Annotated in this window: 11 protein-coding genes and 1 pseudogene; 11 read left to right on the forward strand and 1 reads right to left on the reverse strand. The window is 29.9% G+C overall.

What is annotated here, in order from left to right:
- Window positions 1-72 precede the first annotated feature (72 nt).
- On the reverse strand, window positions 73-2,838 hold the full coding sequence (locus RMO70_RS05940) for a TonB-dependent receptor domain-containing protein (protein WP_310555508.1): 2,766 nt from the start codon (window positions 2,836-2,838) through the stop codon (window positions 73-75).
- Between the two features lie 384 nt (window positions 2,839-3,222).
- Here RMO70_RS05940 and RMO70_RS05945 point away from each other — a divergent pair, with 384 nt between their 5' ends.
- The 11 genes and pseudogenes from RMO70_RS05945 to RMO70_RS05995 all read left to right on the forward strand — a co-directional run bounded on the left by RMO70_RS05945 (window position 3,223) and on the right by RMO70_RS05995 (window position 15,694).
- Window positions 3,223-3,681 carry a hypothetical protein gene (locus RMO70_RS05945; RefSeq protein WP_310555509.1) on the forward strand — a complete coding sequence of 153 codons (459 nt, stop codon included), beginning with the start codon at window positions 3,223-3,225 and terminating at the stop codon, window positions 3,679-3,681.
- 84 nt (window positions 3,682-3,765) lie between these two features.
- A complete protein-coding gene (gene ychF, locus RMO70_RS05950) occupies window positions 3,766-4,860 on the forward strand; it encodes a redox-regulated ATPase YchF (RefSeq protein ID WP_310555510.1) in 1,095 nt (364 codons plus the stop codon).
- A 100-nt stretch (window positions 4,861-4,960) separates the two neighbouring features.
- Complete coding sequence (locus RMO70_RS05955; protein ID WP_310555511.1) at window positions 4,961-5,629, forward strand: hypothetical protein; 669 nt, start codon at window positions 4,961-4,963, stop codon at window positions 5,627-5,629.
- On the forward strand, window positions 5,626-6,306 hold the full coding sequence (locus RMO70_RS05960; RefSeq protein WP_310555512.1) for a TIGR02117 family protein: 681 nt from the start codon (window positions 5,626-5,628) through the stop codon (window positions 6,304-6,306). The genes RMO70_RS05955 and RMO70_RS05960 overlap by 4 nt, the downstream gene beginning before the upstream one ends.
- Window positions 6,307-6,444: 138 nt before the next feature.
- On the forward strand, window positions 6,445-8,301 hold the full coding sequence (locus RMO70_RS05965) for a DNA topoisomerase IV subunit B (RefSeq protein ID WP_310555513.1): 1,857 nt from the start codon (window positions 6,445-6,447) through the stop codon (window positions 8,299-8,301).
- 63 nt (window positions 8,302-8,364) lie between these two features.
- The gene (locus tag RMO70_RS05970) at window positions 8,365-9,537 is read left to right on the forward strand and encodes a DUF3696 domain-containing protein (RefSeq protein WP_310555514.1); all 1,173 of its coding nucleotides are present in this window, start codon (window positions 8,365-8,367) and stop codon (window positions 9,535-9,537) included.
- A complete protein-coding gene (locus tag RMO70_RS05975) occupies window positions 9,527-10,552 on the forward strand; it encodes a hypothetical protein (protein ID WP_310555515.1) in 1,026 nt (341 codons plus the stop codon). The genes RMO70_RS05970 and RMO70_RS05975 overlap by 11 nt, the downstream gene beginning before the upstream one ends.
- Entirely contained in the window at window positions 10,549-12,222 is a 1,674-nt protein-coding gene (locus RMO70_RS05980) for a DUF262 domain-containing protein (RefSeq protein WP_310555516.1), read from the forward strand. The genes RMO70_RS05975 and RMO70_RS05980 overlap by 4 nt, the downstream gene beginning before the upstream one ends.
- 19 nt (window positions 12,223-12,241) lie before the next feature.
- Window positions 12,242-12,463, forward strand: a pseudogene (locus RMO70_RS05985) (hypothetical protein); the annotation flags it as partial.
- Window positions 12,464-12,591: 128 nt separating this feature from the next.
- Window positions 12,592-12,924 carry a DUF3024 domain-containing protein gene (locus tag RMO70_RS05990; protein WP_310555518.1) on the forward strand — a complete coding sequence of 111 codons (333 nt, stop codon included), beginning with the start codon at window positions 12,592-12,594 and terminating at the stop codon, window positions 12,922-12,924.
- Window positions 12,925-12,958: 34 nt separating this feature from the next.
- Entirely contained in the window at window positions 12,959-15,694 is a 2,736-nt protein-coding gene (locus RMO70_RS05995) for a DNA gyrase/topoisomerase IV subunit A (protein ID WP_310555519.1), read from the forward strand.
- Window positions 15,695-15,711 lie beyond the last annotated feature (17 nt).

Genomic DNA, 15,711 nt, shown 5'->3' on the forward strand with positions numbered 1-15,711 from the left:
AAATTAAGAAAAAAAATGGAACAAAAAAATAGCTGTCAATCGACAGCTATTTTTAAAATACTCAGAATATGTTTAAAACTTATAATTCAATGATAAATTAAACATCGTTCCTAATTGACTAAAATGATATCCATCATAAGTCATTTGTGAGTAACGCCCGTTGAAGGTGATGTTTTGTTGTATTCTTTTTAAATTTACAGGGTTATCAATTAAAGCTTGAGCTGCTGGAGTATTAGCCTCAATTTTATATTCTGGTAAAACGTTCAATAAATTATTAACATTTAAAGCTACGGTTAATTTCTCAGATGCTGAATAAGTCACTCCTAAATCCGTCACGAGTTTAGTGAGGAAAACCGTTCTCAAATCATTAGTTCTAATGTCTAAAGCCGTATCTTTTGAAGAATAATCATTATTATTAAATTTTGTTGGACCAAAAACAGTATTATTAAGTGAGAAAACAAATTTATTTATTTCATAATCTCCACCAAAAATATATTTAAATTGTGGTCTTGAAGTAAACATCAATGCATTTTGAGTTGAATTAAATACAGATTGACCTGCTAAAGCTCCTGTCAAATTTTGAACACCAGCAGGATTTCTAATTGTACCTGCTGTTCTATTTACGGTAGTATAGTTACCAGATAAATTTAAAGCTAACTTTCCAGATCCTAATGAAATATTTCTATAGCCAGCAACAAAATCAATTCCTTCAGTTCTAGAATCTATAGCGTTAACAAAAAAGGCTTGTTCTCCAGTAGCTCCAAAGTTAATAAGATTTCCTAAAACTATTCTATCTGAAACTTTAATGTTATAGTAATCAACAGTTAAGTTAAAGTTTTTAGCGGGTTTGAAACCAAAACCTAAAGTATAATTTGTAGATTTTTCTGGCGTTAATTTAGGAACTCCAATTCTTCTTGCGGTTGTAGAAACATTGCTCGTAATTCCTGTAACTACTATATTTGTTCCAGAAAATGTAGATTGTGATTTTTCTGTATAAATTTGATGTAATGAAGGTGCTCTAAAACCAGTCGAAGCTGATGCTCTAAATGTTAACTTATCTTCCCAAAGTTTATATCTTGAACTTAATTTCCATACAATTGCATCTCCAAAGTCGCTATAATTTTCATAACGAATTGTACCATTTACTAGAAAATCTTTAGTTACATCATAAGCCGCATCAAAATAAAATCCTAAATTATAACGATTAAATTTTCCTGAATTCTCGGGTCTATTTCCTTGAAAAGAGTCAGCTCCACTTCCAATATATGAAGCTTCATCACCAGCTAAAATTTCAAAATTTTCAGTTCTAAATTCAGAACCAAAACCAATACTTAATTTATCAGACAATACTTTTGAAATATCTAAATTTCCTACATAATGGTTGAAAGAAGTCCCTCCTGGTTTGAAATCAGTTTGACCAGTATATACATTAGGGTCAGATGCATAAATGAAAGGTTCAGTAATAAAATCATCTTGTTCTCCATTTCCATTGGTGTCAGTATATGATCTGTTTTGTGAATTCGTTACAGTATATATTTGAGAATTTCCACCAGTAGTCAAACTTACATCCGTTATCCATCCATTCATTTTTGATTTAAAACCAATCGTGGCATTGTAATCATTTAAATCGCCAATAAATGTTGGTACATAACCTTCGTAAGACCCCAATGTTCCGTTTCCATATAAACTAGTTAAATAAGGCATCGAAGAAGCAGATCTCCAATAAGGAGCTCTATAATTTGCAAAAGAGTTTACTTTTTTGTACACATAGGCAGCATTATAATAAAATTGTGTATTTTCGCTCAAATCTGAACCCCCATTAATTAAAAATTTAGCTGCTGCAGTTTCAGGTGATCCGTTTACGTTTCCTCCATCGGGTCTTTTATCTAAAAATGTTTTTACTTCTGTTGGATCCGCTCCCCAAAACGACACTTCATCAACAACATTTAAAATTCCGGGTCTATTAGCTAGATTAACTTTAGAAAAATCTACTGTGTAATTTATAAAACCTTTATTTCCAATTGTAGAGCCATTGTTTAGACTTATACCATACATCTCACCATCGCCTTCAGAAGTGATTCCTGTTCTTAATGTAGACGAACCAAAACCTGTATTTTTTTTCAAAATTACATTCATTACACCTGCAATAGCATCAGATCCATATTGGGCAGAAGCTCCATCACGAAGTATTTCGACTCTTTCAATAGCGTCTGTAGGAATTGCCGAAATATCTGAACCTGTTTCTCCACGTCCAGGAGAAGTTTGGGTATAAACCAAAGCACTCATATTTTTACGTTTCCCATTAATCAGTATTAAGGTTCTACTTGGACCTAAATTTCTAATTTCGTAAGGGTCTAATAAAGATGTTGCATCATTTACGGGTGTTTGTACCGTATTAAAAGACGGTATTCTGTATTGCAAGGCTTTGTCAAAAGTAGCTTGACCTGTCGAGGTTAAATCTCTTGCTGACAACATATCAATGGGTAAAGCTGATGTCGTATTACTCCTTGGCGCGGTTCTTGTTCCCACAATTGCTACTTCTTCAAGTTGTTGTCCATCTTGTTCCTCAAGTGTAACATTAATTTCAGTAACATTTGCAGTACTTCTTTCAGCTTTTTTATAACCTAAATAGCTAAAAACTAACGTAGCTCCATCTTGTACTTTAATGAGGTACTTACCATCAAAATCAGATGTAGTTCCTGTAGAGGATCCTTTTTCTGAAATGTTAACTCCCGGAATGCCTTGCCCCGAGGCATCAGTAACTTTTCCACTAATATCTTTTTGTGCAAAAAGAAGGGTAACGTTAAATAAAAATAATAATAAAGTGATTTTTTTCATAATAAATGAATTGGTTAATAGTTGGTTGGTTGTTTAAAAATTAATTTTATTTTATTATTTTAATATTAGTATTAATCGTTATTTTTGCTTGTTTTTTATTAATAGATGTTTCAATAACAAAATAAAATATATTTTTTCAGTATAAAACGTTAAAGATATAATTTTTTGTTATTAAATTTAAATAAATAAAAAAAATATTACAACAATTGTTTAAAAATAATGATTATTGTATATTTATTTATAAATTATAATTACAGATTTTTATGAAAATATAAATGCTTTAAACTTTTAGCTTTTCTGTTTTTAAAATTATATTTGCAATCATTTGATCTAAAGTTAAAAGTGAAGAAACACTTTTGAGTAGATAAGCTTTTTTTTTGCATAATGAATAATTTTTTAGGAATTTTACATTCTATTTTCAGGTATATTTTAAAATCATTATTTACAAAAATATTTTGTTTTGTATTTGCAGTTTTTGTTTTAATTGATTTTGTTAATTTGAAAAATTACACTATTTATAATGGCAAAGTAACTGATGTTGAGAATGTCACAACCACACATAGTTCATATAGAAAGTCTGTCAAAATAAACCGAGATATCCCTAAATTTGAGTATTATCGTAAAAAGGATACTGTCAAAACTGAAGAGGGTAGTTTAGTAATGTATTCAAATTTCAATGTTAATGATGAACTTCAAATTTTAGAAAGCAAAGAAGATCAATACCAAATTAAAATTTTTAATGTTTTCTATTATTGGATTGGTTTTAATAAATTAATTATTATAACTTTTTTAGCCTTATTCATTTTTGGATTTTATAAAGTTTTTATTAAGAAAGCGGACTGATTTTAATCAAACCATTCCGTTATTACAACTTTGCAACTTTGATTAAATAAAGCTATATTTGCACACTTTTAAAATAAAACCACAATGAAAGCAGGAATTGTAGGATTACCAAACGTAGGGAAATCAACCTTATTCAATTGTTTATCAAACGCAAAAGCGCAAAGTGCTAACTTTCCGTTTTGTACTATCGAACCTAATATTGGAGTAGTAAACGTGCCCGATCCAAGAATAGAAAAACTAGAAGAATTAGTAAAACCTGAACGTGTACAAATGGCAACTGTGGATATAGTTGACATTGCAGGTCTAGTTAAAGGAGCAAGTAAAGGAGAAGGTTTAGGAAATCAATTCCTCGGAAATATAAGAGAATGTAATGCCATTATTCACGTTTTGCGTTGTTTTGATAACGACAATATTATTCACGTAGATGGAAATGTAAATCCAATTCGCGATAAAGAAACGATTGATATCGAATTGCAATTAAAAGATTTAGAAACTGTTGAAAAACGTCTCGAAAAAGTAAATCGTGCTGCCAAAACGGGTAACAAAGAAGCGCAAACCGAGAAAGCATTATTAGATCGCATTCGCGAAGTTTTATTGCAAGCAAAATCAGCAAGAACTGTAACTCCAATCGGATATGAAGAAGAAGAATTATTCGAAACATTTCAATTAATCACTTCAAAACCAGTGTTGTATGTTTGCAATGTCGATGAAGATTCAGCAGCAACAGGAAATAAATATGTAGAACAAGTTCGTGAATTAGTAAAAGACGAAAATGCTGAAGTTATTGTACTTGCAGTAGGAACTGAAGCCGATATTACAGAGCTTGAAACTTACGAAGAACGACAAGTTTTCCTAGAAGATATGGGACTAACCGAGCCAGGAGCATCCGTTTTAATTCGTGCTGCTTATAAATTACTAAAACAACAAACTTATTTCACGGCTGGAGTTAAGGAAGTTCGTGCTTGGACCATCAATATTGGAGCCACAGCACCTCAAGCAGCAGGAGTAATTCATACCGATTTTGAAAAAGGATTCATTCGTGCCGAAGTCATTTCGTACGAAGATTATATACATTATGGCACCGAAGCTAAAGCCAAAGAAGCTGGGAAAATTAAAGTAGAAGGAAAAGAATATATTGTAAAAGATGGCGATGTGATGCATTTCCGTTTTAACGTATAAACTTCAATTTTTTGAAATCAAAAGTCGAATGAAAATAATTTTTCATTCGACTTTTTTATTTTGGCTCAATTTTTGGATTTAAAATTATAAGACTATTTTTATGAAAAAACTTTTATATCTTAATTTAATTTTTGTCCTTTTTTCATCTTGTAAAGATGTTGCTTCCGAACCATTTGGAAATACTTATTATTTTGAAACCCCACAGCCAATAAATGATTCCGAATTAATTTCCATACCAAATAAATTTCAAGGTATTTTTATGAATTCAGATTCTACCTATTTAAATATTAAAGAAAATATTATTTTAACTGAAAAAAAGTATACATTTTACCTTAACAAAAAGCATTTAGATTCCTTAAAAGATGATTTTGAAATAATAAACGGAAAGTTTATCTCAAAGATTTCAAAAGAAATTTATAATTATAGAGAACTTAAAGATTCTATTGAATTAACAAACAAAGATGTTGATACTTTTTTTATTTTTTCAAATACTCAAAAAGCAAAACGTATCAATGGTAGTTTGGTTATAAATGAAAAAGATTCTATTTTTTGGAAAGTAAAATTGATTAATTTAGATAAAAAAAATCTTAAAATAACACAAATTTATTCTGATTCTGACCTAAAAAAGATGGATTCCATTACCAAAATAAAATCAAAAATGATTGATTCATCTTCATACATAATTAAGGCTTCCAGAAAAGAGTTTAGTAAATTTATAAATTTGAAAAATTTTGGATATCAACAAGAATTTAAAAAAATAACTAAATGAAGACCCTAAAACAAACCTTCAACTATTTTTTCAAAACCATTTTGGCGTTGCTTGCTTTTATTTTGATGTACATTCTTTCAGCCTTTTGCCTTTCAAAAACTATGGTCAATTCTGATGTCAGTCAAAATCAAGAAATCGATATTTATATTAAAACCAATGGAGTTCATACTGATATTGTAGTTCCATTAAAAAATGAAATTAAAGATTGGACTTCGGAAATCCAATTCCAACACACAAAATCAAAAGACTCCATAATGAATCATCTAGCCTTTGGTTGGGGAGATAAAGGTTTTTATCTTGACACGCCAGAATGGTCAGATTTGAAAGCAAGTACAGCCTTTAAAGCCGCTACAGGATTAAGTACTTCTGCAATGCATACCACATTTTACAAAACCATTCAAGAAAATGAAAGCTGTAAAAAAATTATGATTTCAAAAGAAAATTATAAAAGACTTGTAATCTACATTTCAGATAGTTTTGAAAGAAATTCAAACCAAAACATACAATGGATTTCTGGGCACAGCTATGCTAAAAACGATGCTTTTTATAATGCAAAAGGGAGTTATAGCTTATTTAAAACTTGTAATTCTTGGGCAAATACAGCTTTGAAAGTATCCAATCAAAAAGCAGCTCTTTGGACACCTTACGATGGAGGAATTTTTTGTCATTATGAGTAAATTTATATCAAAAAAAATCTCTTTAATTTATTATCTATTCTCTTTTATTGCTCATTACTTTGTCAATAACTTTAATAATCTAGTATTTTAAAGTTTATCGAATTGCTTTATATTAGCACAAAATCGACATATTTTAAAATGGCAGAATTAGATCAATATAACGAAGACAATATCCGTTCACTCGACTGGAAAGAACACATTCGTTTGCGTCCAGGAATGTACATTGGCAAGCTAGGTGACGGGTCTTCACCCGACGATGGAATTTATATTCTACTCAAGGAAGTACTCGACAACTGTATTGATGAGTTTGTTATGGGAGCTGGAAAAACTATCGAAGTCACTATGAAAGACAAGCTGGTTACCGTCCGAGATTACGGTCGTGGTATTCCGCTAGGGAAAGTAATCGATGTAGTTTCTAAAATGAATACAGGTGGAAAATACGATTCTAAAGCCTTTAAAAAATCAGTTGGATTAAATGGTGTTGGTACTAAAGCAGTGAATGCTTTGTCGAATTATTTCAGAGTAGAATCGGTTCGTGATAACCAACAAAAAGCAGCCGAATTCTGTGCGGGAAATTTAACTCTCGAAGAAGATGTTATTGAAAGCACAAAGCGAAAAGGAACTAAAGTATCTTTCATTGCCGATGAAGCTATTTTCAAAAACTATAAATACAGAAATGAGTATATCATCAAAATGCTCAAAAATTATTGTTATCTAAATACTGGATTAACTATAATTTACAACGGAGAAAAATATTATTCAGACAATGGTTTAAAAGATTTATTAGAAGAAACCATCGCCGAAGAAGATATGGTATATCCTATTATTCATCTTTTGGGTGATGATATTGAAATAGCTATAACTCACAGTAAAACTCAGTATTCCGAAGAATATTACTCATTTGTAAATGGACAAAATACGACACAAGGAGGAACGCATTTAGGTGCTTTTCGAGAATCGATTGTAAAAACCATTAAAGAATTTTACAACAAACCTTTTGAAGCTTCGGATATCAGGAAATCTATCGTTTCTGCGATTGTAGTACGTGTGGAAGAACCTGTTTTTGAGTCGCAAACCAAAACTAAGTTAGGTTCAACCGATATGGGTCCTAATTTAGCGTCAGTGAGAACTTTTGTTAATGATTTTATAAAAACAAAACTTGATAATTTTTTACACAAAAACCCAGAAACTGCAGATTTGCTTTTGCGTAAAATTCTCCAAGCAGAACGGGAACGTAAAGAACTTTCAGGTATTAGAAAACTAGCCAAAGACCGCGCTAAAAAATCTAGTTTGCACAACAAAAAATTAAGGGATTGTCGTGTCCATTTAACCGATGCTAAAAATCCAAGAAGTTTAGAAAGTACGCTTTTTATTACCGAGGGAGATTCCGCTTCAGGTTCGATTACTAAATCTCGTGATGTGAATACACAAGCGGTTTTTAGTTTGCGTGGTAAGCCTTTGAATTCTTATGGAATGTCCAAGAAAATTGTGTATGAAAACGAGGAATTCAACTTGCTTCAAGCCGCATTAGACATTGAAGAAAGTATGGAAGATCTGCGTTATAACAACATTGTTATCGCTACCGATGCTGATGTCGATGGTATGCATATTCGATTGCTGTTAATCACTTTTTTCTTGCAATTTTTCCCAGAAATGATCAAAGAAGGACATTTGTATATTTTGCAAACGCCTTTGTTTCGTGTGCGAAATAAAAAAGAAACCATTTATTGCTATTCAGAACAAGAACGCAGAAATGCGATAGAAAAATTAAAACCAAAACCAGAAATAACTCGATTTAAAGGATTGGGAGAAATTTCGCCCGATGAGTTTAAAAATTTTATTGGAGAAACTATTCGGTTGGATCCAGTAATGTTGGACAAAGCAACTTCTATCGAAAAATTATTGGAGTTTTATATGGGTAAAAACACACCTGATAGACAAACTTTTATTATCAATAATTTGAAGGTGGAATTGGATGCTGTTACAGAAGTATAAATCCCATTAAATAAAAAATACAGTTATTATTAACTATTTTTGTATCTATAAAATATAGAATTAATGATTAATAAGATATCGTTTAAGAATTATAAGCTTTTTAAAGAAAAACAAACACTAGAATTAAAACCAATTACTATTTTGATTGGTAAAAATAATAGTGGAAAAAGTGCTGTTTTGAAGTTACCAGTTATGATTGCAGGATCATTGAGTGGTGAGTTTGAAGAAGCTTTACAGTTAGATTATAAAAATGTTAGATTAGGTTCAGAGTATAGAGATTTAGTTTATAATAGGGAAATTAAGTTTACAGATTTTTTAGAATTAGATTTAATTAATGAAATCAATGATAATAATTCTAAAGAAATTAAAATTAAAATTAAATTGTCTGATAAGCCAAAGGAAAAGCCAGAAGTTTATGATTGGGAATATTTTGAAAATAAAAAATCAGTTCATAAAAGAAATGAAAAAGATATTTTTACTGGGATTAAGAAAAATGATTCTCTAATTCAAGAATTAAATTTAAATATAGATTATATAGGAGCATTTAGAGAAATTCCAAAGGTGAACTATTCTTATGATTCTAAAGATTATGAGAGTATTGGATTAAGAGGAGAGAATGCTTACTCTATATTAATTCAAGACAAAGAAGATAAAAGAGAATTACTAAATAACATCAGTGAATGGTATAAAGAAAATTTTGATAATTGGAATTTAGACATAAAAGATTTTGCAACCCCTTCAGGTATACAATATCAAGTTGTATTATCAAATGAGAAATTAAAAGATATTAATATTGTTTATACAGGACAAGGTATTAATCAAGTTTTACCTTTAATTGTTCGTTCTTATATGGATGATGAGGAACCAGTTTTAATTACAATAGAAGAACCAGAAACTCATCTACATCCTGCCGCTCATGGAAGTTTAGCTCAAAGATTTGTAGAATCTTACATAGATAATAATAATAAAAATTATCTTATTGAAACACATTCGGAGAATTTTATTTTGAGAATTCAAAGGTTGATTGCAGATCCTGAAGTAAAATTCACTAATGAAGATGTAAAAATCTACTATGTCAATTATCAAGAGGATTTATTTTCAAGTTCAATCAAAGAGATTTTGATTGATGAAAACGGAGAAATTGAAGATTGGCCGGATAATATTTTTAATGAAGGTTATGATGAATTGGTAAAGTTGAAACAAGCTCAAAAAAAGAGGAAAGAAGATGTTAATTAGTATTTGTCAAGATATATTTTCTAATTCTAGTAATGATTCGTACTTAGATAATTTATTGACCTTTTTTCGATTGGGAAAGCATCAGCTAATTTTAAATAATCCTGATGACTTTTTATCCTTTGAAAATTCAACTTGGAAAAAACAGATAAAAGGAGATGATTTGAAATTAATTACTAGAGGTTTAAAGCATCCTCAAAAATATAAAAGAGAAATTATTATTTCAGAAAATGAATTTTCTTTAGAAGAGGCTTTTTTATACTTAGATCAACCATTAGTAGTTTTAGTTGAGAATAAAGAATATGAACCCCCATTTTTTAATGCTATTATAAATAAATTTGATGATTATGAAATTGAAGATGCACATAAAAATAAATGGTGGAAATACGAAATGTTTGCAGGTTCTTCAGTTGAACAGGTAATTAATGGTGAGTTAGAAAATGAGTTTAATAACACGTGCTTTAAAAAAGAAAAGTTTAAATATTTGAGGTATTTTGTTATTATGGATAGTGACAAAACTCATATAAATATGATAAATAATACTTTAGATTATAAAATTGAATTCTTAAAAAGTGTAAAAGTTGATTATCATGTTTTACACAAAAGAGAAAAAGAGAATTATCTACCTGGGAGCAAGTTAAATTCAAAAAATATTGAATATTTTAATTGTTTTTTAAGAGTTTTTAAAGATAACGGTAAGAGACAAAGAGATTTTTTCGATATTGAAAAAGGGTTTAATAAAAAAAATAAATCAGACGGGAATTGGAAAAATAATAGAAAAGAAGAAGCTGATTTTTTTGAAATTAATGATATCGGTGATAAAGATTGGGAAATATTAAAAAAAGGTGTACTTGATAGAGATAATTTTAAGTCTACTTTCTCAAAAGATTTTAATTCAGTTGAAAAAAGTGAATTTCTGCAAGTAATTAAATACCAGCCTTTAATAAAATCAGAAATTGATGGAGAAGAAAGAAATGAGTACGAACATATTGTTAATGAAATTAAAAGATTACTATGAGTAATTTACAAATAAATACGCGTGTTCGAAGGCTATTTTATTACCTTGAAGATTTTGAGAAAGGATTAATACGAATTCCTCTTTTTCAGAGAGATTCTGTATGGAATGATAAAAAGAAATTAGAATTATTTGATAGCATTAAAAAAGGTTATCCAATAGGTTCAATATTATTTTGGAGACCAGAAATTGTAGAAGAAATATTAAGTTCTGATTATGAAATTAAGAGTATTGGTTCTTATATAATGAATGAAAGAGCTATTGATTTTTTTTATATATTAGACGGTTACCAAAGGCTTTCTACGCTATTTGGTTGTTTAATAAGTCCAGAAAAGACAAAGCTTGAAAGAGATGATGATGAATGGTTTAACAATTATAATATCATATATAATTTAGAAAGCGAAGATTTTGAAATTAATAAGAAAAGAGACCTTGCAACTCTCGATATCCATAAAATTCCTTTGTATAAATTAGTAGATACTAAAGAGTTTTATAAATTTCAAACTAATTTATTGAAGTTGACATTAGATGATGATAAGATTAATAAATATCTTAAGAATTATGAAGATGTAGGTTTTAAATTTGTAGATTATAATATTCCTTCTATTGATTTAATTGGAGGAAATATAAAAGAAGCTATTGATATCTTCAGTAGGGTAAATTCTGCAGGATCTAAAATATCAGATGAATGGAAATTATCGGCTTTAAAATCTTCAAATAATTTTAGATTAGGTTCTCTAATTAATGAGACATTAGTTGAGGTTAATAAATTTAAATTTTTTGATAAGAAAAAACTTAATTCATTAAGAGAGTTAATTTTCAGATGTGTTCAAAGTTCTTTTGGAAATTTATATTTGGATAATCAAAAAACAAGTATTTATTCTTTAGAAAAAGAAAAAGATTTTGAGCAAATTGTATCTCGAACTTTAAATTTTGGTGTAATTAAAACTGTGGAGTTTCTTATTACAGAACTTGGTGTTTTAAATTATGATATGCTACCAGCAAACATGCAGTTTATTTTTTTAGTTGAGTTTTTTAATCATAATGAAAATTTAAATTATGATAAGAAAAGTGAACTAAAAAAGTGGTTTTGGCAAACTACATATTCTAATTACTTTACTATTTATAATCCATCAAAAAGGAAAAAAGCCTTTGAGGTCTTTCAGAATTTTGCTCAATCGAAAAGCCAAATTTCTTTATATAATGATAAGCCAAATCAGAGATTTATAGTGCCTGAACTACCAGAAAAAATTACTTTTGGTTCTGTTAGGTCAAAAGCATACTTGCTTTTTATGGTAAATTTTGCTAATAATTTTAATAAATTTAATATTGAAGATAAAAATTATTTTAGTCAAGAAAAATTATTTAAGGAATTTGATACTCCCGAAAATGTAATTCCTAAATATAATTTATTTAGTTTAACAAACAATTATAAAAAGGAAAATCAATTAATTTTTATTGATATAACAAGTAAAGCAAAAAGGCAACCTGATTTGTCTCAAATGTTAGAATCTTCTCAAAATTTTGATAACTATTTCATTATTGAGAAAATGAAAGATTTATATCTTATTGACAAAAATAATAAAGAGTCAATTTTAACTTTGCGAAAACAATTAATTATTGAAGAAGAAGAAGAATTTGTAAAAAGTTTAAACATCATTGATTATATTTAATAAATATCGATTTCAATAAATGAAAGACGAAGAAGAAGATAACATAATTCCAAATTCAGAAGATGATTATCAATCCGAAGAAGGCACTTTTGATGAAAATCAAGAGGAAGAATCCGAAGAAATAATCGAAGTTGAAGCCAAACATTTTGAAGGGCAGCATTTTTACGAAAACGACGAAAATCCAGAAGATACCATTACCAAAGTTACAGGAATGTACAAAGATTGGTTTTTGGACTATGCCAAAATAAAAGCGAATTGGTTGTTGAATATACATTACCAGAAAATAACGAACAAATTTTTGCTAGTAAATACAAAACTATTTTACCTAGCAAAGAAGATTTAATAGCTTTAATCAAAAATAGATAGATAATGACAGTTATTAGTATTCTTGAAAACACTATAAAAACAAATTTAGAAAATATTCGTCCTCCAGAACATATGCGGGATCAATTAGATATTGGATATTCATTTATAAATAATGTATTGATATTATTTGAAATTCGCCCAAGTTTTATAGATAAAGATAAAATTTTGAATATTGAATTTGCAAAAACAAGATATTTTAAATCAAAAGAAATTTGGAAAATATATTGGAAAAGAGCGAATGATAATTGGGATCCTTATAAAATAGAAGAAGTAAGTAATATTGATGCTTTTTTTAAAATAATTAAAGAAGATAAATACGGATGTTTTTTGGGATAAATACTAGATAAATACTGAAATAAATTCAGCATAAATGAAAGACGAAGAAGAAGATAACATCAACGAAGAAATTAACGACGAGTTAAACGACTCGAGCTATAGCGAACAGGCGGAGCAATCAACCAACGAGGAAAGTACAGACGAAGGTTTTGAAGACATCGTTTCTACTGGAGACCATTTCTATGACCACGACGAAAATCCAGAAGATACCATTACCAAAGTTACAGGAATGTACAAAGATTGGTTTTTGGACTATGCTTCCTATGTAATTTTAGAGCGAGCTGTTCCAGCTATTGAAGATGGTTTTAAGCCTGTTCAACGTCGTATTATGCACTCTTTAAAAGAGTTAGACGATGGTCGATACAATAAAGTTGCCAATGTAGTGGGTCACACGATGCAGTATCACCCTCACGGAGATGCGAGTATTGGCGATGCAATGGTGCAAATTGGGCAACGTGAATTATTGATTGATTGCCAAGGTAACTGGGGAAATATTCTAACTGGCGATAGCGCAGCAGCTTCTCGTTATATAGAAGCACGTTTGAGTAAATTTGCTTTGGAAGTTTTGTATTCCCCAAAAATTACCGATTGGGGAATGTCGTATGATGGTCGTCGTGCCGAACCCAACAATCTTCCTGTAAAATTCCCATTATTATTAGCTTCGGGAGCAGAAGGAATTGCTGTAGGACTTTCTACCAAGGTCTTACCTCACAATTTTAATGAATTGATTGATGCTTCAATAAAAATTCTGAAAGGAAAACCATTTACCATTTTCCCTGATTTTCAAACGGCAGGAATTGCCGATATTTCTAATTATAATGATGGTTTGCGTGGCGGACGTGTTCGTGTGCGTGCCAAAATTGCACAATTAGACAAACAAACATTAGTGATTACGCAAATTCCATTTTCGACTAATACTTCTACTTTAATTGATAGTATTTTGAAAGCCAACGAAAAAGGGAAGATCAAAATCAAGAAAATTGAAGACAATACGGCTGCCGAAGTAGAGATTCTAGTTCACTTATATCCAGGTGTTTCGCCAGATAAATCGATTGATGCTTTGTATGCTTTTACGGCTTGCGAAACATCCATTGCGCCTTTGGGTTGTGTTATTGAAGACTATAAACCTTTGTTTATTGGCGTTTCGGCAATGTTAAAAATTTCGACAGATAGAACCGTTCAATTACTCAAAAGTGAACTCGAAATTCAGTTGAGCGAACTCGAAGAGCAATGGCATTTCCTTTCGCTAGAGCGAATTTTTATCGAAAATAAAATTTACCGTGACATTGAAGACAAAACCACTCGTGAAGATGTAATCAAAGCGGTTGATGATGGTTTAAAACCATTTACAAAAAAACTAAAACGAGCTGTTTCTGAAGACGATATCCTTCGTTTGTTGGATATACGAATTATGCGTATTTCTAAATTTGACAGCAACAAAGCGCAAGATAAAATAGAATCTTTGGAAGGCGATATCGAACAAGTAAAACATCATTTAGACAACTTAATCGATTTTGCGATTGATTATTTTACCAAACTAAAAGAAAAATACGGAAAAGGTCGGGAACGTCAAACTGAACTCAGAAGTTTTGAAAATATTGAAGCTACAAAAGTAGTGTTGCGAAACACGAAACTATATGTAAACAAAGAAGAAGGCTTCTTTGGAACAGGATTAAAGAAAGACGAATATGTCGCTGATTGTTCGGATATTGATGATGTGATTGTTTTTCTTCGAGATGGAAATATGATGATTTCCAAAGTTGATGATAAAAAATTTGTTGGAAAAGACATTATTCATATTGCAGTTTTCGATAAAAATGATAAGCGAACCATTTATAATATGATTTATCGTGATGGAAAAAATGGTTCTTCGTTTATAAAACGTTTCAATGTTTCGGGTGTGACACGCGACAAATCTTATGATTTAACCAATGGAACAGCAGGATCACAAGTCTTGTATTTTTCACACAATCCGAATGGAGAAGCGGAAGTAATTACCATTTTGCTACGACAAGTTGGAAGTATTAAAAAGCTAAAATGGGATGTAGATTTTGCCGATATTGCTATAAAAGGGCGTGTTAGTAAAGGGAATACGGTTACTAAATATCCAATTAAAAAAATCGAGTTAAAAGAAAAAGGAATTTCAACATTACGACCACGAAAAGTATGGTTTGACGATACTGTACAACGTTTGAATGTTGATGGAAGAGGCGAGTTGTTGGGAGAGTTCCGTCCAAATGATCGCTTGTTAACCATCAATCAATCTGGAAAATTGAAAACCATTATTCCAGAATTGACTACGCATTTTGATGAAGATATGGTAATCCTTGAAAAATGGCATCCAAAAAAACCAATTTCTGCTATTTATTTTGATGGTGAAAAAGAAAAATATTTTATCAAAAGATTTTTAGTAGAAAACGAAAACAAAGAGGAAATTTTTATTACAGAACACGAAAAATCGCAACTCGAAATTGTATCGACGGATTGGCGTCCAGTTGCTGAAATTATTTTTAATAAAGTAAAAGGTGTTCAAAAGGAAAACCAAACTATTGATTTGGAGCAATTCATTACCATAAAAGGAATAAAAGCCATTGGAAATCAATTGACTGGAGATAAATTAAAACAAGTAAACTTGTTAGAATCTTTGCCTTTTGAAGAACCTGTTGAGGTTATCCCAGAAGAATTAGAAGTAATTGAAAACGATACTGAAATTAACGATTCAAATATAGAATTAGATGATGATGGTCAGATTACGTTAAGTTTAGAATAAAATAATACATCCAAAAT

The organism is Flavobacterium sp. (assembly GCF_031422135.1).
Classification (GTDB): domain Bacteria; phylum Bacteroidota; class Bacteroidia; order Flavobacteriales; family Flavobacteriaceae; genus Flavobacterium.